Consider the following 26,053-nt stretch of genomic DNA (forward strand, 5'->3'; position numbering starts at 1 on the left):
CGGCGTCCGCCGCCGACCTGCCGCGCCGCGCTGCGCCGCCGCCGGTGTTCACGCCGGTGCCGGTGTTCACCTGGACCGGCTTCTACGTCGGTGTGAACGCCGGCTACGGCTTCGACGCCAACAGCCGCAACACCACCAGCTACGCCCTGCCGGGCGGCTCGCTGATCAACTCCCCCGGCACCTCGGGCGTCGTCAGCGTCAACAACCGCAACAACAACGACGGCTTCTCGGGCGGCGCCCAGATCGGCTACAACTACCAGTTCACGCCGGGCTCGGGCGTGGTGATCGGCTTCGAGGCCGACGCCCAGTACGTCGACTTCGCCCGCCGCGCCAACGCCACCCAGAACTACAGCTTCCTGGGCTTCCCCGGCGTCGCCTTCTCCAACCCGCCCGCCTTCGTCGCCACCAGCGGCAACGGCCTCGACTACTTCGGCACCGTCCGCGGCCGCCTCGGCTACGCCTTCGACCGCACCCTCGTGTACGGCACCGGCGGCTTCGCCTACGGATCCGGCCAGGACGACCAGAACTTCTCCGGCAACCGCTTCCGCGACAGCTTCCGCACCGGCTGGGCCGCCGGCGGCGGCGTCGAGTACGCCCTGCCCACCGACTCCTTCCTGAACTTCTTCCGCTCCTCGGCCGTCACCCTGAAGGTCGAAGGCCTGTACGTCAGCCTCGACCGCCAGAAGAACTCCGCCGGCGGCGTCTTCTACGGCAACCTCCTGCCCCCGAACGGCACCGCCTACCTCAACGGCGCCGCCGCCAAGACCGAGTTCGCCGTCGTCCGCGCCGGCCTGAACTACAAGTTCGGCTCGTACTAAGATCGAACGTCGGAGCCGGCTCGACCGGCTCCGCGCAACGGAAGGGCTCGGCCGCAAGGCCGGGCCCTTTCGCGTTTCAGGGTCGTGCCGCCGGACGGGTCGGGTGCGACAGGGAGCGCCGGAACCGCGCGTGCCACCCGCGATTGAGACCGCGGCGCCTCATGGGGACCAAGCGGGGATCGGGACGGGAACCCCGCGACGGGTCCGGGCGCACCGGAGCGATCAGCCATGCGAAGCCGAATCCTTCTCCTGTCGCTCGCGGCCCTGGCTCTGGCGGGAGCGCCTGCACGTGCCCAGGATGCCTCCGTGATCGGCAAGGATACGGTCCTGCCGGGCACGGGGCCGGGGACCTCGACGGACGGCCAGGGCGTCGGGCGGCTGATGGCGGCGGCGAATGCCGAGGACGCCGCCAAGCGTCAGGGGCTCAAGCCTGTGGCCTTCCTGGCCTCCAAGATGATCGGCGTGACGGTGCGCAACGCGGCAGGCGACAGCGTTGGCAAGATCGACGACCTGCTGATCACCGATGGCGGGACCCTCAAGGCCGTTGTGATCGATGTCGGCGGCTTCCTCGGCCTGGGCAGCAAGGTCATCGCCGTGGAGCCTGGTGCCCTGGTGCTGCGGCCGGGAGGCGAGCGGTTCTCGGCGGTCCTCAACATGAGCACCGACACGGTGTCGGCGGCCCAGCCCTTCGACCCGGCCAAGGCGGTTACCAAGCCCTGACGGTCCGGGCGGCCGGCGCGGTGGAAACCGCGTCGGCGCGACGGTTCAGATGTCGAGGTCGGCCCCCTCGGCGAAGGCCGCACGCTCGCTGATGAAGGCGAAGCGGGCCTCGGGCTTGTTGCCCATCAGCCGCTCGACCGTATCGCCGGTCGATTCCCGGGCCTCGTCCAGGACCGCGACCCGCAGCAACGTGCGCTTCTTCGGGTCCATGGTGGTCTCCTTGAGCTGGGCCGGCATCATCTCGCCGAGGCCCTTGAACCGGCCGATCTCGACCTTGCCGGCCTTGAACACCGTCTTGATGATCCGCTCCCGGTCGGCGTCGTCCCGGGCATAGGCCACCTTGGAGCCCTGCTGCAGCCGGTAGAGCGGCGGGATCGCGAGGTAGAGATGCCCGCGGTCGATGAGCTTGGGCATCTGGCGGTAGAAGAAGGTGATCAGCAGCGAGGCAATGTGGGCGCCGTCGACGTCGGCGTCCGTCATGATGATCACCTTGTCGTAGCGCAGGTCGGCCTCGCGGAAGGCCGCGCCGGTACCGCAGCCGAGCGCCAGGGTGAGGTCGGAGATCAGCTGGTTGGCGCCGAGCTTGTCCCGGCTCGCCGAGGCGACGTTGAGGATCTTGCCGCGCAAGGGCAGGATCGCCTGGGTCGCCCGGTCGCGGGCCTGCTTGGCGGAGCCGCCGGCCGAATCGCCCTCGACGATGAAGATCTCCGAGCCCGCGGTGCCGGCGGCCGAGCAATCGGCGAGCTTGCCGGGCAGGCGGAGCTTGCGGGTGGCGCTCTTGCGGGCGACCTCCTTCTCCTGGCGGCGGCGCAGGCGCTCCTCGGCCCGGTCGATCACCCAGTCGAGCAGCTTGTTGGCCTGGGCCGGGGAGGCGGCGAGCCAATGGTCGAAGGCGTCGCGCACCGCCGTCTCGACGATGCGCTGGGCCTCCACGGTGGCGAGCTTGTCCTTGGTCTGGCCCTGGAACTCGGGCTCGCGGATGAAGACCGAGAGCATGGACGCGCAGGTCGCCATGACGTCGTCGGTGGTCACCGCGGTCATGCGCTTGGCCTGGTTCACGCGCTCGGCGTGCTCGCGCAGGCCCCGGAGCAGGGCGACCCGCAGGCCGGCCTCGTGGGTGCCGCCCTCGGGCGTCGGGATGGTGTTGCAGTAGGAATGCGAGAACCCGTCCTCGGCGACCATCCAGGCCACCGCCCATTCCAGCGACCCGTGCGAGCCCGGCTTGGTGATCTTGCCGGAGAACATCGCGTCGGTGACCAGCTCCTTGCCGTCGATGTCGCGGGCGAGATAGTCGCGCAGGCCGTCGGGGAAGCGGTGCACGGCTTCCGCAGGTACGCCCTCCAGCCCCTCGAGGAGGGCGGGGGCGCAGCGCCAGCGGATCTCGACGCCGCCGAACAGGTAGGCCTTCGAACGCGCCATCTTGAACAGGCGGCGCGGGTCGAATTTCAGCGAGCCGAAGATCTGCGCGTCCGGGTGGAAGCGGACCCGGGTGCCGCGCCGGTTCTGCACCCGGCCGATCAGCTCCAGCGCGCCCTGCGCGTGGCCACGGGAGAAGGTCTGGCGATAGAGGGTCTGGTTGCGCGCCACCTCGACCTCGAGGAGGTCGGAGAGCGCGTTCACCACCGAGATGCCGACGCCGTGCAGGCCGCCCGAGGTCTCGTAGACCTTCGAGTCGAACTTACCGCCGGCATGCAGCGTGGTCATGATGACCTCGAGCGCCGACTTGCCGGGAAATTTCGGATGCGGGTCGACCGGGATGCCGCGGCCGTTGTCGGTGACCACGAGGGCACCGGTCTCCTCCAGCTCCACCTCGATGAAGCTGGCATGGCCGGCCACCGCCTCGTCCATGGAGTTGTCGATCACCTCGGCGAAGAGGTGGTGCAGCGCCCGCTCGTCGGTGCCGCCGATATACATGCCGGGGCGGCGCCGGACCGGCTCCAGCCCCTCCAGCACCTCGATGTCGGAGGCGGTGTAGCCGGAATCGGGCTCGGCCGCTGCGAGCGCCGTCACGGAGGCCGTGGCGTCCAGGCGCCGTCGCTGCTCCGGCGCGCGAGACGGGGCTGTCGAGGCGGCCGCCTTGCCGCCCGGTCCGAAAAGGTCGCGGGCCGGATCGCTCACGCGCGGCCTCCGCGGGCGCGGCGCATCGGCCGGCTCGGATTCGCGCAGACGGGTCTTGGGTCGTGGAGCATGCGCCTTCATCCCCGCATGATAGCGGAACAAAACGTAAACATCAAAACCGTTCGCCCCCAGGCGACGCGGCCGCACCATCGCATGCTGCGGCGCCGCGAGCGAGGGCCGGAACCGCCCCGACCCCCGAAGGGGCCAGGCGGCCCGTCATCACGACGTTGCACAACGATGGGTTAAGGCTTTCCCGTGACCAGCCTGTTCGACCTCCACAGGCCGCCGCCTGAACAGACCGGGACGATCGACGTTGACGGCGGAGATAAATCTTGACCGTGGTCAGGGAGCCGCAGCCCATGAGCGATGCCGCGATCGAGGCCCGCCGCCTCACGTTGATCCGCTTCGAGCACGCGGCCGGCGCCGCCTTCGGCTGCGACGACGACGCGGCCGGCGTGCCGCCCGGCCGGGCGCTCATGAATTCCACCACGATCGCGCTGGCGACCTTCGCGACGGCGCTCGCGGCGACCATCACCTACCTCGTCTGAACCGGGCGGCCGGACCCGGAAACCGGGACGTGCATCCCGTTCTCCGCGTCGGTCTGCCCCTGTCTCCCGCCCCCGGGAGAGCAGCGGAGGACCGCGTGCCCGCCCTGGACACGGACCGGCGCGGCTGACGCGCCTTGCACCCGGCGAGCGGGTGAAGGCCGCCTGGACCTGTCTGCGTCAGCCGGCGCCCGTCTTCTTGGCCGCGGTCTTCTTGGCGGCGGGTTTCTTCGCTGCCGTCTTCTTGGCCGCCGGCTTGGCGCCGCTCGCCGCGCGCGTCGCGGTCTTCCGGACAGCGCCCCGTTTCGCCGGCTTGCCGCCGCCCGAGGCACGCTTGGCGTTGACCAGGGCGATCCCCTCGTCGAGCGTCAGCGCCTCGGCGCTCATGGTCTTCGGCAGCGTGGCGTTCACCTCGCCGTCGGTGACGTAGGGGCCGTACTTGCCGGCCTTCACCACGAGGTCGCGCCCGCTCGCAGCGTCCGTGCCGAGCGGCCGGCCGGGATCGGCAGCCGGACGGCCGCGGCCGCCGCCCTGCTCCTTGGCGACGATCAGGTCGATGGCGCGGTTGCCGCCGATCTCCAGCACGTCGTCGTCCTTGCCGAGATTGGCGTAGGTCTTCCCATGCTGCACGTAGGGCCCGAACCGGCCGAGATTGGCCAGGATCGGCTCGCCGGTCTCGGGGTGGCGCGCCACCTCGCGGGGCAGCGCCAGCAGGGCCAGCGCCTTCTGCAGGTCGACCGCCGAGGGACTCAGCCCCTTCGGCAGGGAGGAACGCTTCGGCTTCTCCGCCCCCTTCTCGGTGGAGGCCTCACCGAGCTGCAGGAACGGCCCGAATCGGCCGTCGCGCAGCGTCACCGGCAGGCCGGTGGCGGGATCGTCGCCCAGCACCCGGACGCCCGGCTGGCCGCCCTCGGCCGAGGAGCCGTCCCCCTCGCCCTCGACGCCCGAGGCCGAGAGCTGGCGGGTGTACTTGCACTCGGGATAGTTCGAGCAGCCGATGAAGGCGCCGAACTTGCCGAGCTTCAGCGACAATTGTCCGGTCCCGCAGACCGTGCAGGTGCGCGGGTTCGAGCCGTCGCCCTTGTCGGGGAAGATGTGCGGCCCGAGGAGGCCGTTCAGCGCCTCCAGCACGTCGGTGACGCGCAGCTCCTTGGTTTCGCCGATCGCCGCGGAGAAATCGCGCCAGAAGTCGCGCAGCACCGCCCGCCAGTCGATCTCGGCATTGGAGACGCGGTCGAGCTGCTCCTCGAGGTCGGCGGTGAAATCGTACTCGACGTAGCGCCGGAAGAAGCTCTCCAGGAAGCCCGTGACGAGCCGCCCCTTGTCCTCCGGCTGCAGCCGCTTCTTCTCGATCTTGACGTATTCGCGGTCGCGCAGCGTCTGGAGCACCGCCGCGTAGGTCGACGGGCGGCCGATGCCGAGTTCCTCCATGCGCTTCACGAGGCTCGCCTCGGAATAGCGCGGCGGTGGCTCAGTGAAGTGCTGGGTCGAGCTGATCCGCTCGCGGGTGAGCGGGTCGCCGGCCTTCATGGGCGGCAGGCGGCGGCTCTCCTCGTCCTCCTCGTCGTCCTTGCCCTCCTGGTAGAGGGTCAGGAAGCCGTCGAACTTCACCACCTGGCCGGTGGCGCGCAGGTCGATCTGACGGGGGCCGACCTTCGCCGTGACGTCCACGGTGGTCCGCTCCAGCTCGGCCGATTCCATCTGGCTCGCCATGGTGCGGGTCCAGATGAGATCGTAGAGCCGGGCCTGCTCGGGCTCGAGGTGGCGCGCCACCATCTTGGGCAGGCGGCTCATGTCGGTGGGCCGCACCGCCTCGTGGGCCTCCTGGGCGTTCTTGGCCTTGACGCTGTACTTGCGCGGCACGTCCGGCACGTAGCGGTCGCCGAACTCCTTGCCGATCACCCGGCGGGCGTCCTGGATCGCCTCCGGCGCCATGTCGACGCCGTCGGTCCGCATGTAGGTGATGATGCCGACGGTCTCGCCGCCGATATCGACGCCCTCGTAGAGGCGCTGGGCGACCCGCATGGTCTGGGCCGGCGCCATCCCGAGCTTGCGCGAGGCCTCCTGCTGCAGGGTCGAGGTGGTGAAGGGCGGCTGCGGGTGGCGCTTGGCGGGCTTCGCCTCGACGCTCGCCACCTGGAAGGTCGCGAGTTCGAGGTCGCGCTTGAATGCGGCGGCCTCGTCGCCGGTGCCGACGTCGAGGCGCTGGATGCGCTTGCCGTCGGCGCCGACGAGGCGGGCCTCGAAGGTCGCGCCGTCGGCGGTCGTCAGCGTGGCGATGAGCGTCCAGTACTCGCGCGGCTTGAACCGCTCGATCTCCATCTCGCGCTCGACGACGAGGCGCAGCGCCACCGACTGGACGCGGCCCGCCGAGCGGGCGCCCGGGAGCTTGCGCCACAGGACCGGGGAGAGGTTGAAGCCGACGAGGTAGTCCAGCGCCCGGCGCGCCAGATAGGCGTCGACCAGGGCCTGGTCGATCTCCCGGGGCTTGCGCATCGCCGCCTCGACCGAGGCCTTGGTGATGGCGTTGAAGGTGACGCGTTCGACCGGGATGCCCTTGAGCGCCTTGCGAGCGGTCAAGGCCTCCAGCACGTGCCAGGAGATCGCCTCGCCCTCGCGATCCGGGTCGGTGGCCAGAATCAGCTTGTCGGCGCCCTTGACCGCCTTGGCGATCTCGGAGACCCGGCTCGCCCCGCGGTCGGCCAGTTCCCAGACCATGTGGAAATCCTGCTCGGGATCCACGGAGCCGTCCTTGGCCGGCAGGTCGCGGATGTGCCCGAACGAGGCGATCACTTCATAGTCGCGGCCGAGATACTTATTGATCGTCTTGGCTTTGGCCGGCGACTCGACGACGACGACTTTCATTCAGACCTCTGCCCCTGACGGGACCTGAGCGCGACGGACGAATTCTGATCGTAATTCGCGTGGGACATATGCCCGCCGTCGGGCCGGGGCCGCGCGCCGGGGACAAGTGGGTCACGGGCGGCGGGATGTCAAATGGCGGGCTGTGCCGCCGGTGTGGGGTCGAGCCGCTCCGTCGCGCATGCCCCGGCTGGCGCGGCGCCGAAACTCAGATCCCCGCGTACCATTCGTAGCCGCGGTCCTCCCAGTAGCCGCCGCCGCCCTGGCCGATGCCGTTGAGCGATTCCACCATCTCGACGCGCATCACGTACTTGGCCTGCTTGTAGCCGAGCTGGCGCTCGACCCGCAGGCGCAGGGGCGCGCCGTTGGAGACGGGCAGCGGCTTGCCGTTGAGGTCGTAGGCCAGGATCGTCTGCGGGTTGAAGGCGTCGTAGAGGTCGATGCTCTCGTAGTAGCGGATCGGCGTACGCTTATCCTCGGGCTCCGCGGCCGGGCTGCCCTGACCCCAATCGTCCTTGGGCGCGTCGGTGGCGGTGGGCGCACCGCCCCAATCCTCGGCGGCAGCGAGCTGGATGTAGGCGTCGCGCACCGCGCCCGGATGCCCGGGGCGCCCCAGGAAGGCGCCGTCGCCGCCTTCGAGGCCGCCGCCGGCATATTCCAGCGTGTCGGCGCAGTGGAACACCGCGTAGCGCGCCTGCGGCTTCAGCCCGGCCCGCTTCAGCACCTCGGCGAGCGGCACGCCGGCCCATTGCCCGATGCAGCTCCAGCCCTCCACGCAATCGTGACGGGTGATCTGGGTCCGCGACGGCAGGGCGCGCAGGTCCGCGAGGCTCAGCGACAGCGGCGTCTGGACGAGCCCGTCGACCGTGAGCTTGAACTCGGCGAACTTCTTGGCCGCGAGGGCCCGGTAGGCGCGGTCCGGCGGGTCGATGGTGCCGTTCGGCTTGAACCAGGGCGAGATCATCGCGGCCGGGAATTCCCGGGCCAGGGTCGTCGGCGACATCAGCAGGCGCTGGACGTACTGGTTGGCGTCCTCGCCGACCTGGAGGGTCTGCCGGCCCGCATCGGATCCGGCGAATCTGTCGCAGCCGCCGAGCAGGGCGGTGCCCATCAGGCCGGCGCCGGCGGTGAGGAGGTTGCGGCGGTGGAGGATCATCGGGCACCTTCCCGGTCACGGCCGAGGCTGAACCAGCCGGTGATCATGCCGCGCATGTTGTTGACGAGGCCGGAGACCAGCACCAGCAGCACGTGGACCACCACGAACAGCACGATGAGCCCGGCGGCGATGAAGTGGACGCTGCGCGCCGATTGCCGGCCCCCGAACAGCTCGGTGAGCCAGGGCCAGGCGGCATCCATCCCGGGCGACATGGCGAGTCCCGCGAGCACCATCGCAGGTAAAAGGCCCAGCACCAGGACGAGATAGGTGAGCTTCTGGATGACGTTGTAGCGCTTGGCCTCCGTGCCCTCGGGGAAGCGCAGGAGCAGGTGCTCCTTCACGGAAGCCCCGAAGTGGCGGATCTGGTCCCCGTCCGGAATCAGGCGACGGCGGAGCTGGCCGCTGAACAGGCCGTAGGTGAGATAGACGGCGCCGTTGATCACCAGCAGCCACGCGAACAGGAAGTGCCAGCGGCGGCCCGTGGCGAGGTCCTGGTCGGCCGGCAGGGTCGCCCAGGACGGGAAGGCCCGCTCCACCTCCGTGCCGCCCTCACGCGACAGGCCGAGAACGCCCGTGGTGTCGAAGGTCCGCGTGCCGACCGTCACCACACCGCGGCTCTTGCCGTCGCGGCCCTGATCGCTCGTGATGGCGAGCGCCGGGTCGTCGAAGGTCGAGACCGCGCCCCAGTAGAGCGCGGGGTGGGCGTTGAAGATCTGGAGGCCGCTCATCAGCAGCACGAGCAGCACCGCGGCGTTGATCCAGTGCGCCAGACGGATCACCAGCGGATGGCGGTAGAACCACCGGCGCCCCTGCCGGTCGACGGTCTCGGGGGCTTGGAGAGCAGGGGAGGCGGCCAAGAATCGGGTCCCGGTTGGGCGTCGCTGGGCCGGGGATCGTCCGAACCCCGACCGTTCGGGCCAATACGTGGCGCGAGGAGCACCGGTTACCATCGGGCGGAAAAAAGGCCGCAGGTGCCGTCCGGCTTCCCCGGCGCGGCGGCGGTCTGCAGGGGCTGCGGGGGCTCCAGGCACGGGGCCGAGGGCGGAGCGCGGCCTGTCCCCTTTCCGAGCGGACGGGCCAGCCGGGAGCTCACGCCGAGCCAGCCCCTGTGCGCCGGAGGACGCGTCCCGGCCTGAACCGCGATGGATGCGCGCGATGGATGCATCGGACAGCCTTGCCGGGACGGCGCGCCGCACCTACACCCGGGCCTCATCATGACGACGCCCGCGCCCCCGGCCTTCCCGCACCGGCACCTCCTCGGCATCGAGGGTCTGACCCGGCCCGACATCGAAGGGCTGCTCGACGCCGCCGAATCCGCCGTCGACCTCTCGCGGCAGGTTGAGAAGAAGCGCACGACCCTGCGGGGCCGGACGCAGATCAACCTGTTCTTCGAGCCCTCGACGCGGACGCAATCCTCCTTCGAACTCGCCGGCAAGCGGCTCGGCGCCGACGTGATGAACATGTCGGTCGCCTCGTCCTCGGTGAAGAAGGGCGAGACCCTGATCGACACCGCGGCGACGCTGAACGCGATGCGGCCCGACATCATCGTGGTCCGCCACGAATCGGCCGGCGCCGTGCACCTGCTCGCCCGGAAGGTCGATTGCGCGGTGGTCAACGCGGGCGACGGCGCCCACGAGCACCCGACCCAGGCGCTCCTCGACGCGCTCACCATCCGCCGCAACAAGGGCCGGATCGAGGGCCTGCAGGTGGCGATCTGCGGCGACGTCCTGCACTCGCGGGTGGCGCGCTCCAACATCATCCTGCTCCAGGCCATGGGTGCCCGGGTCCGCCTGATCGCGCCCTCGACGCTGCTGCCCGCCGGCATCGAGCGCTTCGGCGTCGAGACCTTCACGGACATGCGCAAGGGTCTCGTCGGCTGCGACATCGTGATGATGCTGCGTCTCCAGCGGGAGCGCATGAACGGTTCGTTCGTGCCCTCCGTGAAGGAGTATTTCCGCTATTTCGGCCTCGACGCCGAGAAGCTGGCGCTCGCCAAGCCCGATGCCCTGGTAATGCATCCGGGCCCGATGAACCGCGGCGTCGAGATCGCCTCGGACGTCGCCGACGGGGCGCAGTCGCTGATCCGCGAGCAGGTGGAGATGGGTGTCGCCGTGCGCATGGCGGTGCTGGAAGCGCTCGCCCGGCATCTCCCGAACGGCTGAGCCCCGGACAAAGCCCATCCGCCTTCACCCGCGCCGCTTGCTCGCAGGGCGGTCGTGGCGCAGTTTCCTGCCGAAATCCGGCCCGGATCCGTATAAGGGGCCGGCGCAACATGCAGATCGCTTCATGACCGCCTACACGCTCGCCGACCTCGCCGCCCTCGTGGCGAGCCGCGCCGGGACCGATCCGGCCACCTCCTACACGGCCAAGCTCCTGTCCGAGGGCCCCGCCAAGGCGGCCAAGAAGCTCGGCGAGGAGGCGGTCGAGGCGGCGATCGCGGCCGTGCAGGGCGACAAGACCGGCCTGAGGAACGAGGCCGCCGACGTGCTCTACCACCTCGTCGTGCTGCTCCGGGCCGGCGGCGTGGAGCTCGAGGCGGTGATGGCCGAGCTGGAGCGCCGGACGGCCCAGAGCGGCATCGCCGAGAAGGCCGCGAGGCGCCACGCGTGAACGCGGCCGCGCTGCCGGGCTCGGTCGAGGCGATCCTCGACGCGTCGGACCGGCTCTCGCCCTATCGCCGCTTCAGCCGGGAGGAATGGGCGCAGCTGCGCGCCGACACGCCGCTCACCCTCAACCAGGAGGATCTGGAGCGGCTGCAATCGATCAACGATCCGATCTCGGTCGAGGAGGTGGTGGCGATCTACCTGCCGCTGTCGCGCCTGCTGGCCCTCTACGTCGCGGCGACGCAGGGGCTGTTCAAGGCGACGCAGCGCTTCTTGATGGCCGAGCGCGAGACCAAGGCGCCCTACATCATCGGGCTCGCCGGGTCGGTGGCGGTGGGCAAGTCCACCACGGCCCGCATCCTGACCGCCCTGCTGGCGCGCTGGCCCAACACGCCGAAGGTCGACCTCGTCACCACCGACGGGTTCCTGCTGCCCAACGCCGAACTCGCCGCCAACGGCCTGATGGAGCGCAAGGGCTTTCCCGAAAGCTACGACACCGCCGCGCTGCTGCGCTTCCTCCACGACGTGAAGGCCGGCCACAAGCGCGTGACCGCGCCGCTCTACTCGCACCTCGTCTACGACCGGGTGCCCGGGGAGGAGCGGGTGGTGGAGAGCCCCGACATCCTGATCGTCGAGGGCCTGAATGTCCTCCAGCCCGCCCGCCTGCCGCGGGACGGCACCGCGATCCCGTTCGTGTCCGACTTCTTCGACTTCTCGATCTATCTCGACGGCCACGAGGACGACCTGCACCGCTGGTACGTCACCCGCTTCATGAAGCTGCGCCAGACCGCCTTCCGCGACCCACGCTCCTACTTCCGGAAATACGCCGAGATTCCGGAAACCGAGGCGCTCGACATCGCCGACCGGCTCTGGACCACGATCAACCTGCCGAACCTGCGCGAGAACATCGTGCCCACGCGGCAGCGGGCGAGCCTGATCCTCACCAAGGGCGCGAGCCACCGGATCGAGAGCGTGGCGCTGCGGCGGCTGTAGGTCGGTCCAACCCTCCAGCTGATCCTGAGGTGACCGCGAAGCGGGCCTCGAAGGAGGTCTTCCGGGCCCACAGAGCCCTCTGGATGAGGGGAGGCCTGAAGCGGCCGCCTCACGCGAACGGAAAGTCCGCCTCCGCCACATACGGCCCACCCCCGGTCGAGTCCCGCGCCGAGAACAGCGTCACCCGGTCAACCGCGAAGGCCAGCGGCGCGAACACCGGCGCCTGCGACAGGTACATCGCCGTCGCCTCCGGCGTGGCGTCGCGGCGCAGCCGGGCCAGGGTGACATGCGGGGTGAACTTCCGCCGTTCCGGCTCGACCCCGGCGCGGCGCACCAGCCGCTCCTGCTCGGCCTGGAGATCCGTCAGCGCCGGATCGGCCACCACCGCCGCGTAGAGCGCCCGCGGCCTGTCGCCGCCGAAGATGCCGAGGCCGTCGAGGGTCACCGTCAGGGGCGGGCGCGCCCGCATCTCGGCCAGCGCCTCCACGACATCGTCGGCGACGGTGGCCTCGACATCCCCGAGGAAGCGCAGGGTGACGTGAAAGTCGCCGGGCTCGATCCAGCGGGCGCCGGGCAGCCCGCCCTGGTAGGCCTTGAGGGCGTCGGCAACCGCCGGCGGCACGGCGAGCCCTGTGAACAGGCGCGGCATCAGCGGACCGGCGCCTGGCGGATCCGGTCCAGGAACGAATCGACCGTCGGCAGCATGCGCGCCGCGATCGTCTCCACGCCCTGCCGGTTCGGGTGGATCATGTCATCGAGGTGCTGCGCCCGGTCGCCCACGATCCCGTCGAGGAAGAACGGGTAGAGGGTCAGCCCGTAGCGCTTGGCGAGGGCCGGAAAGATCGCGTCGAACCGCGCCTTGTAGTCCGGCCCGAGATTGGGCGCGGCCTGCATGCCGGCCAGCAGGACCGGGATGCCCCGGGCCTTCAGCCGCTCGATGATCGCCGACAGCGCCCCCTCGGTCACCTTCGGGTCGGTGCCGCGGAGCATGTCGTTGGCGCCGAGTTCGAGGATCACGCCCGCGGTCCCGTCGGGCACCGACCAGTCGACCCGGTCGAGGCCACCGGTGGCGGTGTCGCCGGAGACGCCGGCATTGGACACGGTCACGTCTTCGCCCTTGGCCTTGAGCAGCCGCTCCAGGACGGTGGGGAAGGCGGCATCGGCGGGCAGCCGGTAACCGGCGGTCAGGCTGTCGCCCAGGGCGACGAGCTTGACCGGGCCGTTCGGGGCGGCCTGCGGTGCCGTCATGAAAGGGACCATGAGGACGGCTAGCGCTGCGGCAAACAGGGCCGTGCGCCGGAACACAGCGCCGCCGTCATGGCGCGGCCCCAATGCGGATCCCATATCGCGGTGCCCCCGCGGCCCGTGCAGCCAAGTTCGCAGCCAACCGAGGACCTCGCGCGCCATGCTCGTCATCGCCCACAGATCGGCTCGCCCGTGAGCCAAGGCAAGGTGCTGCGCGATCCGGCGATCGCGCTGTCGAACATCGATCTCAGCCTCGGCCGCGGCGCCGCCCGGGTCCACATCCTCCGCGGCATCTCGCTCACCGTCGACCGCGGCGAGGCTGTGGGGCTCGTCGGTCCGTCCGGCTCCGGCAAGTCGACGCTTCTGATGGTCATGGCCGGGCTGGAGCGGCCCGATTCCGGCGGCGTGGTGATCGAGGACACCGACCTCGTCCGCCTCGACGAGGACGCGCTCGCCCGCTTCCGGGGCCGGCGCATCGGCATCGTTTTCCAGGCCTTCCACCTCGTGCCGACCATGACGGCGCTGGAGAACGTGGCGCTGCCGCTGGAACTCGCCGACCGGCCCGGCGCCCACGAGCGGGCCCGCGCCGAGCTGGAGGCGGTGGGCCTCGGGCACCGGCTGCACCATTACCCGGCGCAGCTCTCGGGGGGCGAGCAGCAGCGCGTCGCCATCGCCCGGGCAGTCGCCCCGGATCCGGCGATCCTCGTGGCCGATGAGCCCACCGGCAACCTCGACGAGGCCACCGGCCGGCAGATCGTCGATCTCCTGTTCCGGCTGAAGCGCGACCGCGGCGCGACCCTGGTGCTCGTCACCCACGACAACGGCCTCGCCCGCCTGTGCGACCGCACGGTGCGCCTGCGCTCGGGCCGGATCGAGGAAGCGGTGACCGCCTGATGCACGGCACGATCACCCGACCGGACCCCGGCCCCCGCCGCCTCCCGCTCATCCTGCGGCTGGCGCTCCGCGAACTGCGCGCCGGCCTCACGGGCTTCGCGGTGTTCCTCGCCTGCATCGCGCTGGGCGTCGCGGCGATCGCGGGCGTGGCGTCGATCTCGCGCTCGCTCTCGGACGGGCTCGGCCGGGAGGGGCGGCGGATCCTCGGCGGCGACCTCGCCTACAACCTGATCAACCGCGAGGCCACCGACGCCGAGCGGCAGGCCCTGGCGCGGGAAGGCCGGCTCGATAGCGTCGCTTCCCTGCGGGCCATGGCGGTGGCGGAGAGCGGCGACGCGGCCCTCGTCGAGCTGAAGGCCGTCGACCCGGCCACCTACCCGGCGGCGGGCGACCTCGCCACCGACCCGCCGGGCCGCCTCGCCGACCGGCTGGCCGAACGGGACGGGGTGCCGGGGGCGCTCGCCGACCCAGCCCTGCTCACGCGCCTCGACGTCAAGGTCGGGGACCGGATCGCGCTGGCTGGGCACAAGGTGGCGATCCGCGGGACCATCGTGTCCGAGCCCGACAAGATCGCCGGCGGCATCGGCTTCGGGCCGCGGCTGATGATCTCCGAGCCGACGCTGCGCGCCACCGGTCTCGTCCAGCCCGGCAGCCTCAACCGCTGGAGCTACCGGATCCTCCTGCCGCCGGGCACGCCGGATGCCGATCTCGACGCCGCGCAGGCCCGGATCCGTGCCGCGACGCCGGAGGCGGGCTGGGAGGTCCGCTCGCGCAGCAACGCCGACCCGCGCTTCGCCAAGAGCATCGAGCGCTTCACGCAGTTCCTGACCCTGGTCGGGCTCACCGCGCTGATCGTCGGCGGCGTCGGCGTCGGCAATGCCGTCCACGCCTTCGTGGAGCGCAAGCGGGCCTCGATCGCGACCCTCAAGAGCGTCGGCGCGCCCGGCTCGCAGGTGGTCGCCCTCTACCTGACGCAGGTGATGCTGATCGCCGGGATCGGCACCCTGATCGGGCTCGCGATCGGCGCGAGCCTGCCCTTCCTCCTCGACGCGCTGTTCTCCGCCGACCTGCCGCTGCCCCTGAACCCGACGCTCGCCCCGGGCGAACTCGCGCTCGCGGCCGCCTACGGGCTCCTCACCGCCTTCGCCTTCGCGATCACCCCGCTCGGCCGCGCCCACGACGTGCCGGTCTCCGGCCTGTTCCGCGACACCGTCGATCCGGCCCGGGTGAGGCCGCGCTGGCGCTACCGGATCTGGTTGGGCCTGAGCCTCGCGGCGCTGGTCGGCCTGTCGGTGGCCACCGCCTTCGACCGGCGCGTGGCGCTGATCTTCATCGCGGCGGCCGCCATCGCCTTCGGCCTGCTGCACGGGGTGGCCCTCGGCCTGATGGCGCTCGCCCGCCGCCTGCCGCATCCAAGCTGGCCCGCGCCCCGGATGGCGCTCGCCAACCTCCACCGGCCAGGGGCCCTGACGCCCGCCATCGTCCTGTCGCTGGGCCTCGGCGTGACGCTCCTCGTGACGCTCAGCCTGATCGACGCCAATGTCCGCCGGACGATCAGCGCGACCCTGCCGGCCCGCGCGCCGAACCTCTTCTTCCTGGACATACCCTCGCGGGACGCCGCCCAGTTCCGCGAGTTCCTGGCGCGCGCCGCCCCGAACGGGAAGATCGAGGACGTGCCGATGATGCGCGGCCGGATCGTCGCCCTGAACGGCGTGCCGGCCAGCAAGATCCGGCCCCCGGAGGATGCCGCCTGGGTGCTCGACGGCGACCGGGGCATCACCTACGCCGACACGGTGCCGGAGGGCTCGAGCCTCACCGAAGGCGCGTGGTGGAGCGCCGAGCAGGGCGCCAAGCCGCTGGTCTCCTTCGAGGCCGACCTCGCCCGCCAGCTCGGCCTCAAGCTCGGCGACACCGTGACGGTGAACGTGCTCGGCCGCGACCTCACCGCGACGATCTTCAACCTGCGCCGGGTGGAGTGGCGCAATCTCGGCATCAACTTCGTGATGGTGTTCTCGCCGGGGACCTTCCGCGGCGCGCCGCATTCCGACCTCGCCACGCTGACGCTGCCGGGCGGCACCGACGCGGCCGCCGAGAACCACATCCTGCGCGACGTCGCCAAGACCTTCCCGTCGGTGAGCGCCGTGCGGGTCAAGGACGCGCTGGACGCGATCGGCGACCTCGTCGGCCGGCTGGTCCTGGCGATCCGCGGGGCGAGCGCCGTGGCGGTCCTGGCGAGCCTGTTCGTGCTGGCCGGCGCCATCGCGGCCGGGCACCGGGCACGACTCTACGACGCCGTCGTGCTCAAGGTGCTGGGCGCGCGCCGGTCGCGGCTGCTCGCCGCCTACGCCCTCGAATACGCCGCCCTGGGCCTCGCCACGGCCCTGTTCGGCCTCATGGCCGGGACGCTCGCAGGGTGGGTGATCGTCGCCAAGGTCATGCATCTCGACTTCCGCCTCGACCTGTCGGGCGCGCTGGTGGCGGCGACGGCCGCCGTCGCACTGGCGATCCTCCTCGGGCTCGCCGGCACCTGGCGGATCCTGGGGCAGAAGCCGGCGCCGTATCTGCGGCAGATCTGAGGAGCGCCTCCCGGTCCCGGGAGGACTGCCCGGGCGCTCAGACCCGACGGGCCGCCGTCAGCGCCAGAATGTCCACCAGGGCCGTCGCACGACGGGCACCTCGCGATAGCCGCTTCCCGAAAAGCCGTGCTGGAACGCCCCGGGCGCACTCTCCGCGACGTCCGCGGGCCGGGGGAACGGCTTGGAGCCGCCGAGCAGGAGGTTCTCGACCAGGAAATCGAGACACCGCGCCTGATACTCGGCTCCGTGCGTCGCGAGCATCGGCTCCGCGCACAGGGCCGACACGACGCGGTAAGTCTCGCCGTGCCGCTCAAATCCGACCCGGTAGACGCCGAGGCCGGTCCAGCTCCGGTGGAAGCAGAGATCGAGTCCGTCGAGATAGATGAACCACTTGTCTTCCATCACCTCCGGACGCAGCCCCTTCGCCAGCTCCGCGAATTGGGCGGGGTCGAAGGCCGCGCGATAGGGGATCGGGGACATCGCCGCGAAGGGCAGGCGCTTCCAATCCTCCGGCTTCGCCGTCGCCCGCATCGCCATGTTTCCGGGGTCTCCAGCCTTTGCCGCCGGCGGCGTCAGCCCTCGGCCGGTTCCGAGCCGACCATCCCGAGGACCGCCTCGCCGAAGCGTCGGCGCGCCGCCGGATCGAGCTGGCGGAAATGGACCTTCACCAGAGCCAGGAGCCGCTCCGTCTCCCAATCGATCGCCGGCCGCGTGGCGGGGCCGCACCGATCCGGCTGGTAGAACGCCTCGATCGGAAGATCGAGGGACTGCGCGATTCGAATGAGGGCTTGGGACGACGCAGTGTCCGCTTTCGCGCCGGCAATCATGCGCAGACGTTCGAGCCCGTTCTCATCCATGACCGACCCTCGAACATCTCCAGGAAGGCGCAAATCGACCCACAGCACCGCGGAGTGCCCGACCGCAACTTTATCCGCAAGTGAACTCTTTGTCATTTGTGTGATATATTGGTACGGAGAAAGACGTTCGGGCTCCGGCCGACCAGAGGACCAACCGTCATGGGCATTACCGTCATCGATGGCTACGGGGAGGATACGGAGCGTCTCCGTGCCGCCCTCGAAGCCTCGTGCGTCGTGGGTGCCTGGGAATGGGACCATGTCGGCGGCCGTGTCGTCTACGATGAGGGCGCGGCCATGTTGCTGACCGGCACCCCCGACCTCGCCAATCGCCCGATCAGCGGACCGATGGCACTGGCCGCGGTGCATCCGCAGGACATGACCTGGCTGATGGACCACATGCTCCGGGCCGTCCGGTCCGGTGGACTGGTGCTGGCCGAGTACCGCGTGTTCAAGACGGACGGCTCCGTGCGATGGCTCCTCAGCCGCGGACGGACGCATCGGGACGCGGCCGGCCAACCGGTCCGCTCGCACGGGATCCTGATGGACATCACGGAGATCCGGGACGGCGGCGATCGCTACGTCCTGGGCAGGCCTCCTTCGGGGGGCGCCCCGCTGGAGCGCGCGGCCGACCTGGCGATCGCGCTCAAGGAGACGCTCACCGACGATATGCCGGCCGAGGTGCAGGTCGCCGCCGAGCTGATGCTGCTGAGCCTGGGCCGCGCCTTCGCCCGCAGGGCCGCGCACTGAGCCCTGGACGTCCGGTCCGCCGGAACCCTGCGGACGGGTGGCGGCCGGCCTGCGCCGGACAAACCGGCGCGGGCGCCGCCGCGGGTGGCATCAGGAAACCGTTAAGACTGCTCGCACGGCTATCGAAACACCTGCATCCCGGCAACCGTCAGTCGAAAGACACGCTTTGCAGCAGGAAATGCATTTTAATCCCTGCCCGGATGGACAAAAATACATCCTCCGGACACGGAAAACCCGGGCCGCAACCGTGGCCGGGGACTTGTGTCCAGGACGCGGGCGCAACATATTCCTGACTGAGGCGCCAGCCTGGCGCCAGAGGTCCTGCGTGGGCCTCGCCCGAACACCACGCTGAGAGAGCCTCCGCAAGGAAACTCCCATGGCATTCGAGAATAGCCCCTTCCGGTACGGCGCCCAGCAGCCGACCGGCTACGCCGGCACCCAGGTCGAAGTCGACCAGGGCCTGCGCACCTTCATGCTCGGCGTCTACAACAACATGGTCGTCGGGCTTGGCATCTCGGGTCTCGTCGCGCTCGGCCTGAACATGGCCTCCGTGGCGGCCTACCAGGGCACCCGCCCGATCCTGACCCCGTTCGGTCAGACCCTCTATCTCAGCCCGCTGAAGTGGGTCCTGATGCTCGCCCCGCTGGCGTTCATCTTCGTCTTCTCCATGCGGATGGACCGGATGTCGGCCTCTTCCGCGCGGACGATGTTCTTCGCCTTCGCGGCGGTGATGGGCGCCTCGATGTCCTCGCTCCTGCTGGTCTTTACCGGTGGCAGCGTGGTCCAGGTGTTCTTCATCACGGCGGCGGCCTTCGGCTCGCTCAGCCTCTGGGGCTACACCACGAAGCGTAGCCTCTCGGGCATGGGCTCGTTCCTGATGATGGGCCTGATCGGCATCATCCTCGCGTCGCTGGTGAACATCTTCTTCGCCTCGTCGGCCCTCCAGTTCGCCATCTCGGTGCTGGGCGTGCTGATCTTCGCGGGGCTGACCGCCTACGACACGCAGAAGCTCAAGGAGATGTATCTCTACGGCGGCTTCGACGGTGAGATGGCGGCCAAGATGTCGGTGAACGGCGCCCTGACCCTCTATCTCGACTTCATCAACATGTTCCAGTTCCTGCTGAGCCTGATCGGCGACCGCCGCTAAGCCGTAAGAACCGATCGTTGAGAGAAACCCCGGCGGGCAACCGCCGGGGTTTCTTTTTGCCTCGCCGCACCGACCGGATGCGCTAAGCTCGGGCCATGCCCGCGCTCTCCGGCCTTTCCGGCCTCTCTGCCTTCCCGATCACCCCGAGCGACGCCGACGGTCGGGTCGATGCCGGAGCCCTGCAGCGCCTGCTGGAGCCCCTCGTGGCCGCCGGGGTCGATTCGATCGGCCTGCTCGGCAGCACCGGGACCTACGCGTATCTGAGCCGCGACGAGCGTCGCCGGGCGGTGGCGATCGCCCGCGAGGCCGTGGGCGGCCGGGTACCGCTCCTGGTCGGCATCGGCGCCCTGCGCACCGACGAGGCCATCCGCCTCGCGCAGGATGCGCGGGCGGCCGGCGCGGATGCGGGGCTGCTCGCCCCCGTCTCCTATACGCCGCTGACCGAGGCCGAGGTCGAGGCGCATTTCGCGGCCGTGGCGGAGGCGTGCGGATTACCCCTCGTCCTCTACGACAACCCCGCGACCACGCATTTCCGCTTCACGCCGGCGCTGATCGGCCGGCTCGCCCGCCGTCCCGGGATCGTGGCCGCCAAATGCGCCGCGCCGGCCCCGGCCGACGCCGCGGCCGGTGTCGCCGCCCTGCAGGCAACCGTCCCGGCGGGCTTCTCCATCGGCTTCAGCGGCGACTGGAACGCGACCGAGGCGCTGATCGCCGGCGGCGCGGCATGGTACAGCGTGGCGGGCGGCCTGTTCCCCCGGACCTGCCGCGCGATCGTCCGGGCCGTGGAGGCCGGCGACACGGACCGGGCGCGCACCCTGAACGCGGAACTGGAGCCGCTCTGGACGCTGTTCCGGACCCATTCCAGCCTGCGGGTGGTCTACGCCTTGGCCGATATCCTGGACCTGTGCCGCGCCGAGCCGCCGCGGCCGATCCGTCCTCTGCCGCCGGAGGTCGTGGCCGAGATCGCCGCGACCGTCCGGCGGATGCCCCTGTCCTGACGGGCGGAGCGGGATGCCGTGCGGGGTCAGACCGCGTGTCAGACCGCCTTGGGCGCCGGCTCCAGCACGGCGATGACCCGGGCGAGTTCCGAGCCGCGCTTCAGGATCTGGCCGCTCGCGGCGATGACCGCGTAGGCCCCCTGGCGGCGGGCAAGCTTGGGATCCTTCTCGATCCGGTAGAGCGGCATCTCGGAGGCGCGGCGGTAGATCGAGAACACCGCCCTGTCGCGGCGGAAGTCGAGGGCGTAGTCGCGCCATTCGCCCGCGGCCACCTGCCGGCCATAGAGGTTGAAGATCGTGCGCAGCTCATCCCGGTTGAAGGCGACCTGTGGAGGAGCCGCGCGGGCGGGGAAGGGAATGACATGCCCCGCCGACTCGTCGGGCCTCGGCCCGGCGCTCGTCCTTTCGGTCATCACCACTCCCGTGCATCGTTCCTTTGCCGGATGATGGGCTTCGCCGCAGCGGCCCGCAAGGGTGGCGGCCGCCCCGCGCCGTGACCTGCGAGACACGCCCAAGCGACAAAAAACATGGTTTGGCCAGATTCGCGCCTTTTGCAGGCCGCGTTGCCGCGCGACAACAGACGTCGAACCTCGCCGGGTCCTGCCCGGCCGGCGCCCGACACCCAGCTCCCCAGCCATCGGCCGCCGTTCGGGATCCCAGGATCCGGCACTCCGAGGTTTCGAGACCCAAGACTTCAGGCCGCCCCTCCGGGCGGCCTTTTTTCTGTTTCCCGTTGGGCCCGGGAAGCGGGTATGCCACCGGCATCATGGGCCCGCCCGCCTTCGACGACGCCTTCCTGCACGACCTCGACGCGCTGTTCGCGTGGCGCCGCGACGTGCGCCGGTTCCGGACGGATCCGGTGGACGAGGCGTGCCTGCGCACCTGCCTGACAGCGGCCCACCGGGCGCCGTCGGTCGGCAACAGCCGGCCCTGGCGGTTCGTGCGCGTCTCGGATCCGGCGCGGCGCCGCGCGGTGTCGGACAACTTCTCCGGCTGCAACGCCGCCGCGGCCGCAGGCTACGATGCGGACCGCGCCGCCCGGTATCGCGGCCTCAAGCTCGCCGGCCTGCGGGAGGCGCCGGTCCATCTGGCCGTCTTCTGCGACGCGGCGACCGAGACCGGCCTCGGGCTCGGACGGGCCAGCATGCCGGAGACCCTGGCCTATTCGGTGGTGGGGGCGGTGCAGTGCTTCTGGCTCGCCGCCCGGGCGCGCGGCCTCGGCGTCGGCTGGGTCTCGATCCTGGAGCCGCAGACCGTCTCGGCGATCCTGGCGGTGCCGGAGACGTGGCGGCTCGTGGCCTATCTCTGCGTCGGACACCCGGTGGAGGAGCATCTCGACCCGGAGCTGGAGCGCCACGGCTGGCAGCCCGAGGACAAGCGGGGCAGCACGCTCTACGAGCGCTGAAGGGCGGCCGAGCGGCCCCGCCGCGCCCCCGCGCCGTCGATCGTGGTTGCTCTTTTACCGTGCCTCACGGATGCGGCACGCTGACCCCACATCAACCATAGCTATTCTTGGAACGGTAAGCTCGGCCGCGGATTACTTGCCCGCGTCAACTCTTGCTTGTCGAGGATCGTAGTGATGTCGGGTCGGGTGGCGGCTGTATTCGGTTTGGCCGGCGCGATGCTGGCCGGTTGTCTTCAAACGGCGCAGGCGCGCGAGGTCGTGCCGTTCCAGAACGGTGTCGCGCCGGGCTCGGTGGTGATCAGCGTGTCGCAGCGCAAGCTCTATCTCGTGAACGGCGACGGCACGGCGATCCGCTACCCCGTGGCGGTGGGCCGGCCCGGCAAGCAGTGGTTCGGCACGAAGCCGATCGACGGCAAGTACGTCGCCCCCGCCTGGTCGCCCCCCGCGGAGGTGAAGCGCGACAACCCGCGCCTGCCGAACCTCATCGCGGGCGGCTCGCCGCACAATCCGATGGGTGCGGCGGCCATGACCCTCGCGGGCGGCGAATACGCGATCCACGGCACCAACCGGCCGAGTTCGGTGGGCACCTACGCGTCCTATGGCTGCATCCGGATGTACAATCAGGACGTGGTCGACCTCTACGCGCGGGTCGATGTCGGCACGCAGGTCTACATGACCCACTGAGGCCCGCGGGCCTCAGCCGGCCGGCGGCGCGGTCGCCTCGACGGCCGTGAACGTCTCCAGGATCCGGTAGGTGTGCGCGGCGCCCGCCGGCACGCAGTAGGAATCGCCCGGAGCGAGGGCGAGGGTCTCGCCCTCCAGGACGAGTTCCGCCCGGCCGCTGACCACGTAGCCGACGGTCTCGTAGGCCGATTTGGTCATCGGCTTGTCGGCGTTCGGCTCCTCCGCCCGCCACATCCGCATCCCGAGCCGCTCGCCGCGGGCCAGGGTGATCGCGCCGTGCGGTCCCGCGACCGCGCTGCGCGCCGATACCGTTGTCGCCATGCTCGCCTCCTCCGGGTGAATCCGCTCAACGGGCCCGGAGGCTCGACGTTCCGCGCCGGACGTTCCGTGCCCGACGGCGCGCCGCTTGACGGCCCGCACCGGGCCCCGACAGGATGACGCACCGGTTCGACAGACGCCCGACAGAGGCGCGGACCGGGGCGGCGCCCGCGAACCCGCCCGGGTCCGATGCGCCGGCGAGCGATCCGGATCGGGAGGATGCGCGCCATGCAGATCAAGGCGGCGATCAACAGGATTCCCGGCGGCCTGATGCTGGTGCCGCTGCTGCTCGGAGCCCTGTGCAGGACCTTCGCGCCGGGGTCCCCGGCCTATTTCAAGGGCTTCACGCAGGGGATCATGACCGGCGTGATCCCGATCCTGGCGGTCTGGTTCTTCTGCATGGGCGCCTCGGTCAGCCTGAGGGCGACCGGGACGGTGCTGCGCAAGTCCGGCACGCTGGTGGCGACCAAGCTGGTCGCCGCCTGGGCGATCGTGCTGGTGGCGGGGCTGTTCATCCCGCCCGAGGGGATCCAGACCGGCTTCTTCGCCGGCCTGTCGATCCTGGCGATCGTCTGCGCGATGGATATGACCAATGGCGGCCTCTACGCCTCGCTGATGCAGACCTACGGCAGCCGCGAGGAGGCCGGCGCCTTCATCCTCACGTCGATCGAATCCGGCCCGCTGATGAGCATGATCATCCTCGGGGCCTCCGGGGCTGCGCATTTCGAGCCGCAGATCTTCGCGGGCGCGGTATTGCCCTTCCTCGTCGGCTTCGCGCTCGGCAACCTCGACCCGAAGCTCCGGGCCCTGTTCGCCCCGGGCGGCCAGCTGATGATCCCGTTCTTCGCCTTCGCGCTGGGGAACACCGTGGACCTCAGCAACCTGCTCTCGCCGCTCGCGGGGCTCGGCATCGTGCTGGCGCTGGCGGTGATCGTCCTGACCGGCATCCCGCTGATCCTGGCCGACCGGGCGATCGGGGGCGGGACCGGCACGGCGGGGCTGGCGGCCTCTTCGACGGCCGGGGCCGCCGCCGCCAACCCGCTGGCGATCGCCGCCGTCGCCCCGCACTTCGCCCCGGCCGCGCAGACCGCCACCGTGCTGGTGACGATCTGCATCATCGTCACCTCGATCCTCGTGCCGATCCTGACCGGGCTCTGGTACCGGCGGTTCGGGGCGGGTGCGGCGGAGGCCCGGACCGAGACCGGCCCGCCGCTGGCGGTCCCGGCCGAATAGGGCCGGGCCGGTGCGCCGGCCCCCGCGCCGTCCTCAGAAGTCGACCGCGAGGCCCTTCACCTCCCAGTCGTCGTAGCGCACCGGCTCCAGGCCGCCGCGCCCCTGGCGCTCGGGCCGGGCGCTGATCTCGGCGGCCCGGGCGTCGATCGCCGCGCGGCGCTCGGCGGCCTCGGCCAGGGCGCGCTGCGCCGCCGGGCTGAGCGCGCGGGGCGGGGCCGTGCCGTCGCCGGCCTCCGGTCCGTCCGGATCCTGCCTGTGCGGGTCTTGTGCGGTCGGCTCTTGCATCGCGCTCGCTCGAGTGTGAGGGCGTAGGCCCAGAAGACGTTGGATCTGGAGCAGAAGTGGCATCGCGGGACACAGGCCGCAACACGCGGAAGGAAGCTTCGACGGGCGAGACTGGGCCGGATACGGCGGGCCTGGGCGCGCGCCGCGCGGCGATGCAGGCAGTCGCGGCCCTGATCGGGCAGGAGCGCCCCCCCGCCCTCGACGACGCCCTCGCCCAGGCGATCCGCGCCGAGGCGCTGGCGCCGGCCGATGCCGGGCTGGCGCGGGCCATCGCGGTGGCGACCTTCCGCCGCTACGGGCTGATCCGCGCCGCCCTGGCCGCGCGGCTGGAGCGCGGGCTGCCCGCGGCCAAGCCGCAGCTCACGGCCCTTTTGGCCACCGCGACCGCGCAGCTCCTCGACCTCGCGGTCCCCGACCATGCCGCCGTCGACCTCGCGGTGCGGCTCGCCAAGGGGGATACCCGCACGGCCCATCTCGCCGGGCTGGTCAACGCGGTGCTGCGCCGGATCGCCCGGGAGCGCGACGCGATCCTGGCCGCGGACGCCGACGCCCTGGCGGTCAACACGCCGGACTGGCTCGCCCGCCGCTGGGTCGCGGCCTACGGGCCCGAGCGCGCGGCGGCGATCGCCCGCGCCCATCTCGCCGGGGCCGCCATCGACCTGACCCCCCTGCGCGACACCGCCGACTGGGCGGAGCGGCTCGGCGCCGTCACCCTGCCGACCGGCTCCCTGCGCCTGCCGGAGAACGGCCCGGCGATCCCCGACCTCCCCGGCTTCCAGGAAGGGGCGTGGTGGGTCCAGGACGCCGCCGCGGCGCTCCCGGCCCGCCTCCTGGCGCCGCAGCCCGGAACCCGCGTCCTCGACCTCTGCGCGGCGCCCGGCGGCAAGACCCTACAGCTCGCCGCCACCGGCGCGCAGGTCACCGCCGTCGACCGGTCCGCGCCGCGGCTGGAACGCCTGCGCGAGAACGTCGCGCGGCTCGGCTTCGCGGTCGAGATCGTGGTGGCCGACGCCCTCACCCTGGAGCCGCGGGACCACGACGCGGTCCTGCTCGACGCGCCGTGCTCGGCCACCGGGACGATCCGGCGCCACCCCGACGTGGCCTGGACCAAGGTGGAGGCCGATATCGGGCGGCTCGCCGCGCTGCAGGCCAGGCTCCTCGACCACGCGGCCGGGCTGGTGCGGCCGGGCGGGCTTCTCGTCTACTGCACCTGCTCGCTGGAGCCGGAGGAGGGCGAGGCGCAGATCGCGGCCTTCCTGGCCCGCGACTCCCGGTTCACGCGGGTGCCGGTCCGGCCCGAGGAGGTCGGTGGCGCCGCGGCTCTGATCGACGGCAACGGCGACCTGCGCACCCTGCCGTGCCACCTGGCGGAGGTGCCGAACGCCCGCGGCGGCCTCGACGGCTTCTTCGCGAGTCGGCTCCGACGGGCGGATTGATCGGGCACGCAGGCCGGATCTCCGGAGGTGGACCGGCGGTCCGGTCCAGCCGCCCATCATTCCGGAGTGCCGCGGGCGGACAGGGAAAAGTGGCGCGCGGCAGCGTGCGTCACGCCGCCCGCGCCTTGACAATGTTCCTATTTTGTGCTTCCTGACCGCACCTGTCCGCGGCGTCCCGGGAGCGATCCCGGGGCGTCCTTCGGGGGCCCGCCCGGTGGCTGACCGGGCGGGTCCGGGGGCGGGGCGGCGCCCGCGTCGGTGGCTTTCAGCCGCCATCGCCCCGGGCGGCGGACCGGTGCGGGGCGTGTCTCGGAAGCGGGCGTGAGACCGGGCGGCAGTTTGCCCGGCGGGGTCGAGGAAATGCCCCCGCGCCGACCCGCCTCTGGGCCGACCCTGAGCGACCTGCGGACCCG

The 26,053-nt window shown here is 71.3% G+C and carries 26 protein-coding genes; 15 read left to right on the forward strand and 11 right to left on the reverse strand.

The genetic code is table 11. The features are described from left to right. Both BM396_RS30025 and BM396_RS30030 read left to right on the forward strand, forming a co-directional pair. Window positions 1-818: outer membrane protein (locus BM396_RS30025; RefSeq protein WP_091955457.1), on the forward strand; the 818-nt coding region annotated here is incomplete at its 5' end. A gap of 228 nt (window positions 819-1,046) precedes the next feature. Continuing rightward, complete coding sequence (locus BM396_RS30030; RefSeq protein WP_043349409.1) at window positions 1,047-1,538, forward strand: PRC-barrel domain-containing protein; 492 nt, start codon at window positions 1,047-1,049, stop codon at window positions 1,536-1,538. Between the two features lie 45 nt (window positions 1,539-1,583). Here BM396_RS30030 and parE read toward each other — a convergent pair whose 3' ends face one another. Then, window positions 1,584-3,656 carry a DNA topoisomerase IV subunit B gene (gene parE, locus BM396_RS30035; RefSeq protein ID WP_043387680.1) on the reverse strand — a complete coding sequence of 691 codons (2,073 nt, stop codon included), beginning with the start codon at window positions 3,654-3,656 and terminating at the stop codon, window positions 1,584-1,586. A 359-nt stretch (window positions 3,657-4,015) separates the two neighbouring features. On the opposite strand from parE, the gene BM396_RS30040 reads away from it, so the two are divergent. Then, entirely contained in the window at window positions 4,016-4,204 is a 189-nt protein-coding gene (locus BM396_RS30040; protein WP_043349406.1) for a hypothetical protein, read from the forward strand. Window positions 4,205-4,381: 177 nt separating this feature from the next. Here BM396_RS30040 and topA read toward each other — a convergent pair whose 3' ends face one another. The 3 genes from topA to BM396_RS30055 all read right to left on the reverse strand — a co-directional run bounded on the left by topA (window position 4,382) and on the right by BM396_RS30055 (window position 9,076). After that, on the reverse strand, window positions 4,382-7,066 hold the full coding sequence (gene topA / locus BM396_RS30045) for a type I DNA topoisomerase (RefSeq protein WP_043387664.1): 2,685 nt from the start codon (window positions 7,064-7,066) through the stop codon (window positions 4,382-4,384). A gap of 205 nt (window positions 7,067-7,271) precedes the next feature. Continuing rightward, entirely contained in the window at window positions 7,272-8,219 is a 948-nt protein-coding gene (locus BM396_RS30050) for a molybdopterin-dependent oxidoreductase (RefSeq protein WP_043387666.1), read from the reverse strand. Next, on the reverse strand, window positions 8,216-9,076 hold the full coding sequence (locus BM396_RS30055) for a cytochrome b/b6 domain-containing protein (protein WP_043387667.1): 861 nt from the start codon (window positions 9,074-9,076) through the stop codon (window positions 8,216-8,218). Before BM396_RS30055 ends, BM396_RS30050 begins: the two co-directional genes overlap by 4 nt. A gap of 357 nt (window positions 9,077-9,433) precedes the next feature. Between BM396_RS30055 and BM396_RS30060 the strand changes: the two genes are divergently transcribed. From BM396_RS30060 to coaA, 3 genes are all read left to right on the forward strand, one after another. Further along, the gene (locus BM396_RS30060) at window positions 9,434-10,381 is read left to right on the forward strand and encodes an aspartate carbamoyltransferase catalytic subunit (protein WP_043356791.1); all 948 of its coding nucleotides are present in this window, start codon (window positions 9,434-9,436) and stop codon (window positions 10,379-10,381) included. Between the two features lie 124 nt (window positions 10,382-10,505). Beyond that, window positions 10,506-10,829, forward strand: a complete 324-nt coding sequence (locus BM396_RS30065) for a phosphoribosyl-ATP diphosphatase (protein WP_043356782.1) — start codon at window positions 10,506-10,508, stop codon at window positions 10,827-10,829. Continuing rightward, entirely contained in the window at window positions 10,826-11,815 is a 990-nt protein-coding gene (gene coaA, locus BM396_RS30070) for a type I pantothenate kinase (protein ID WP_043356784.1), read from the forward strand. The genes BM396_RS30065 and coaA overlap by 4 nt, the downstream gene beginning before the upstream one ends. 109 nt (window positions 11,816-11,924) lie before the next feature. On the opposite strand, the gene thpR is transcribed toward coaA, so the two are convergent. Both thpR and BM396_RS30080 read right to left on the reverse strand, forming a co-directional pair. Then, window positions 11,925-12,464 (reverse strand): RNA 2',3'-cyclic phosphodiesterase, encoded by a 540-nt coding sequence (gene thpR / locus BM396_RS30075; protein WP_043387669.1) that lies wholly within the window; start codon window positions 12,462-12,464, stop codon window positions 11,925-11,927. Continuing rightward, window positions 12,464-13,063, reverse strand: coding sequence for an arylesterase (locus BM396_RS30080; protein WP_043387683.1), 600 nt, complete (start codon window positions 13,061-13,063; stop codon window positions 12,464-12,466). Before BM396_RS30080 ends, thpR begins: the two co-directional genes overlap by 1 nt. Before the next feature lie 207 nt (window positions 13,064-13,270). Between BM396_RS30080 and BM396_RS30085 the strand changes: the two genes are divergently transcribed. Continuing rightward, window positions 13,271-13,954, forward strand: a complete 684-nt coding sequence (locus BM396_RS30085) for an ABC transporter ATP-binding protein (RefSeq protein WP_043387685.1) — start codon at window positions 13,271-13,273, stop codon at window positions 13,952-13,954. Next, a complete protein-coding gene (locus BM396_RS30090; protein WP_043387670.1) occupies window positions 13,954-16,530 on the forward strand; it encodes an ABC transporter permease in 2,577 nt (858 codons plus the stop codon). The genes BM396_RS30085 and BM396_RS30090 overlap by 1 nt, the downstream gene beginning before the upstream one ends. 57 nt (window positions 16,531-16,587) lie before the next feature. On the opposite strand, the gene BM396_RS30095 is transcribed toward BM396_RS30090, so the two are convergent. Both BM396_RS30095 and BM396_RS30100 read right to left on the reverse strand, forming a co-directional pair. After that, the gene (locus tag BM396_RS30095; protein ID WP_051976270.1) at window positions 16,588-17,067 is read right to left on the reverse strand and encodes a hypothetical protein; all 480 of its coding nucleotides are present in this window, start codon (window positions 17,065-17,067) and stop codon (window positions 16,588-16,590) included. A gap of 35 nt (window positions 17,068-17,102) precedes the next feature. Then, window positions 17,103-17,387 carry a hypothetical protein gene (locus BM396_RS30100; protein WP_043387672.1) on the reverse strand — a complete coding sequence of 95 codons (285 nt, stop codon included), beginning with the start codon at window positions 17,385-17,387 and terminating at the stop codon, window positions 17,103-17,105. 159 nt (window positions 17,388-17,546) lie between these two features. On the opposite strand from BM396_RS30100, the gene BM396_RS30105 reads away from it, so the two are divergent. The 3 genes from BM396_RS30105 to BM396_RS30115 all read left to right on the forward strand — a co-directional run bounded on the left by BM396_RS30105 (window position 17,547) and on the right by BM396_RS30115 (window position 20,279). Then, complete coding sequence (locus tag BM396_RS30105; protein WP_043355306.1) at window positions 17,547-18,134, forward strand: PAS domain-containing protein; 588 nt, start codon at window positions 17,547-17,549, stop codon at window positions 18,132-18,134. A gap of 376 nt (window positions 18,135-18,510) precedes the next feature. Then, complete coding sequence (locus BM396_RS30110) at window positions 18,511-19,281, forward strand: Bax inhibitor-1/YccA family protein (RefSeq protein ID WP_043355307.1); 771 nt, start codon at window positions 18,511-18,513, stop codon at window positions 19,279-19,281. Between the two features lie 95 nt (window positions 19,282-19,376). Beyond that, window positions 19,377-20,279, forward strand: coding sequence for a dihydrodipicolinate synthase family protein (locus BM396_RS30115; protein ID WP_043387674.1), 903 nt, complete (start codon window positions 19,377-19,379; stop codon window positions 20,277-20,279). A gap of 38 nt (window positions 20,280-20,317) precedes the next feature. Here BM396_RS30115 and BM396_RS30120 read toward each other — a convergent pair whose 3' ends face one another. Further along, the gene (locus tag BM396_RS30120; protein WP_043387688.1) at window positions 20,318-20,692 is read right to left on the reverse strand and encodes a DUF2794 domain-containing protein; all 375 of its coding nucleotides are present in this window, start codon (window positions 20,690-20,692) and stop codon (window positions 20,318-20,320) included. A gap of 353 nt (window positions 20,693-21,045) precedes the next feature. Between BM396_RS30120 and bluB the strand changes: the two genes are divergently transcribed. Continuing rightward, window positions 21,046-21,684, forward strand: a complete 639-nt coding sequence (bluB, locus tag BM396_RS30125; protein WP_043355309.1) for a 5,6-dimethylbenzimidazole synthase — start codon at window positions 21,046-21,048, stop codon at window positions 21,682-21,684. Between the two features lie 174 nt (window positions 21,685-21,858). Next, window positions 21,859-22,368, forward strand: coding sequence for a L,D-transpeptidase (locus BM396_RS30130; RefSeq protein WP_043355310.1), 510 nt, complete (start codon window positions 21,859-21,861; stop codon window positions 22,366-22,368). Window positions 22,369-22,380: 12 nt separating this feature from the next. Here BM396_RS30130 and BM396_RS30135 read toward each other — a convergent pair whose 3' ends face one another. Continuing rightward, a complete protein-coding gene (locus tag BM396_RS30135) occupies window positions 22,381-22,689 on the reverse strand; it encodes a cupin domain-containing protein (protein WP_043387678.1) in 309 nt (102 codons plus the stop codon). 216 nt (window positions 22,690-22,905) lie between these two features. On the opposite strand from BM396_RS30135, the gene BM396_RS30140 reads away from it, so the two are divergent. Next, a complete protein-coding gene (locus BM396_RS30140; RefSeq protein WP_244539008.1) occupies window positions 22,906-23,919 on the forward strand; it encodes a 2-keto-3-deoxygluconate permease in 1,014 nt (337 codons plus the stop codon). 33 nt (window positions 23,920-23,952) lie between these two features. Here BM396_RS30140 and BM396_RS30145 read toward each other — a convergent pair whose 3' ends face one another. Further along, window positions 23,953-24,204 (reverse strand): DUF1674 domain-containing protein, encoded by a 252-nt coding sequence (locus BM396_RS30145; RefSeq protein WP_043345843.1) that lies wholly within the window; start codon window positions 24,202-24,204, stop codon window positions 23,953-23,955. Between the two features lie 131 nt (window positions 24,205-24,335). On the opposite strand from BM396_RS30145, the gene BM396_RS30150 reads away from it, so the two are divergent. Further along, entirely contained in the window at window positions 24,336-25,640 is a 1,305-nt protein-coding gene (locus tag BM396_RS30150) for an RsmB/NOP family class I SAM-dependent RNA methyltransferase (protein WP_280142419.1), read from the forward strand. Window positions 25,641-26,053 lie beyond the last annotated feature (413 nt).

The sequence above is a fragment of the Methylobacterium sp. UNCCL125 genome (genome assembly GCF_900116795.1).
GTDB lineage: Bacteria > Pseudomonadota > Alphaproteobacteria > Rhizobiales > Beijerinckiaceae > Methylobacterium > Methylobacterium fujisawaense.

Excerpts from the sequence above, each read along its gene's own strand:
- BM396_RS30140 (WP_244539008.1), top strand. The coding sequence starts at position 22,906 with ATGCGCGCCATGCAGATCAAGGCGGCGATCAACAGGATTCCCGGCGGC.
- BM396_RS30095 (WP_051976270.1), bottom strand. The coding sequence starts at position 17,067 with ATGGCGATGCGGGCGACGGCGAAGCCGGAGGATTGGAAGCGCCTGCCC.
- BM396_RS30145 (WP_043345843.1), bottom strand. The coding sequence starts at position 24,204 with ATGCAAGAGCCGACCGCACAAGACCCGCACAGGCAGGATCCGGACGGA.
- BM396_RS30050 (WP_043387666.1), bottom strand. The coding sequence starts at position 8,219 with ATGATCCTCCACCGCCGCAACCTCCTCACCGCCGGCGCCGGCCTGATG.
- bluB (WP_043355309.1), top strand. The coding sequence starts at position 21,046 with ATGGGCCCGCCCGCCTTCGACGACGCCTTCCTGCACGACCTCGACGCG.
- BM396_RS30060 (WP_043356791.1), top strand. The coding sequence starts at position 9,434 with ATGACGACGCCCGCGCCCCCGGCCTTCCCGCACCGGCACCTCCTCGGC.
- BM396_RS30115 (WP_043387674.1), top strand. The coding sequence starts at position 19,377 with ATGCCCGCGCTCTCCGGCCTTTCCGGCCTCTCTGCCTTCCCGATCACC.
- BM396_RS30065 (WP_043356782.1), top strand. The coding sequence starts at position 10,506 with ATGACCGCCTACACGCTCGCCGACCTCGCCGCCCTCGTGGCGAGCCGC.
- BM396_RS30090 (WP_043387670.1), top strand. The coding sequence starts at position 13,954 with ATGCACGGCACGATCACCCGACCGGACCCCGGCCCCCGCCGCCTCCCG.
- topA (WP_043387664.1), bottom strand. The coding sequence starts at position 7,066 with ATGAAAGTCGTCGTCGTCGAGTCGCCGGCCAAAGCCAAGACGATCAAT.
- BM396_RS30080 (WP_043387683.1), bottom strand. The coding sequence starts at position 13,063 with ATGACGGCACCGCAGGCCGCCCCGAACGGCCCGGTCAAGCTCGTCGCC.
- BM396_RS30030 (WP_043349409.1), top strand. The coding sequence starts at position 1,047 with ATGCGAAGCCGAATCCTTCTCCTGTCGCTCGCGGCCCTGGCTCTGGCG.
- BM396_RS30120 (WP_043387688.1), bottom strand. The coding sequence starts at position 20,692 with ATGACCGAAAGGACGAGCGCCGGGCCGAGGCCCGACGAGTCGGCGGGG.
- BM396_RS30130 (WP_043355310.1), top strand. The coding sequence starts at position 21,859 with ATGTCGGGTCGGGTGGCGGCTGTATTCGGTTTGGCCGGCGCGATGCTG.
- BM396_RS30135 (WP_043387678.1), bottom strand. The coding sequence starts at position 22,689 with ATGGCGACAACGGTATCGGCGCGCAGCGCGGTCGCGGGACCGCACGGC.
- BM396_RS30105 (WP_043355306.1), top strand. The coding sequence starts at position 17,547 with ATGGGCATTACCGTCATCGATGGCTACGGGGAGGATACGGAGCGTCTC.
- BM396_RS30040 (WP_043349406.1), top strand. The coding sequence starts at position 4,016 with ATGAGCGATGCCGCGATCGAGGCCCGCCGCCTCACGTTGATCCGCTTC.
- thpR (WP_043387669.1), bottom strand. The coding sequence starts at position 12,464 with ATGCCGCGCCTGTTCACAGGGCTCGCCGTGCCGCCGGCGGTTGCCGAC.
- BM396_RS30110 (WP_043355307.1), top strand. The coding sequence starts at position 18,511 with ATGGCATTCGAGAATAGCCCCTTCCGGTACGGCGCCCAGCAGCCGACC.
- BM396_RS30100 (WP_043387672.1), bottom strand. The coding sequence starts at position 17,387 with ATGGATGAGAACGGGCTCGAACGTCTGCGCATGATTGCCGGCGCGAAA.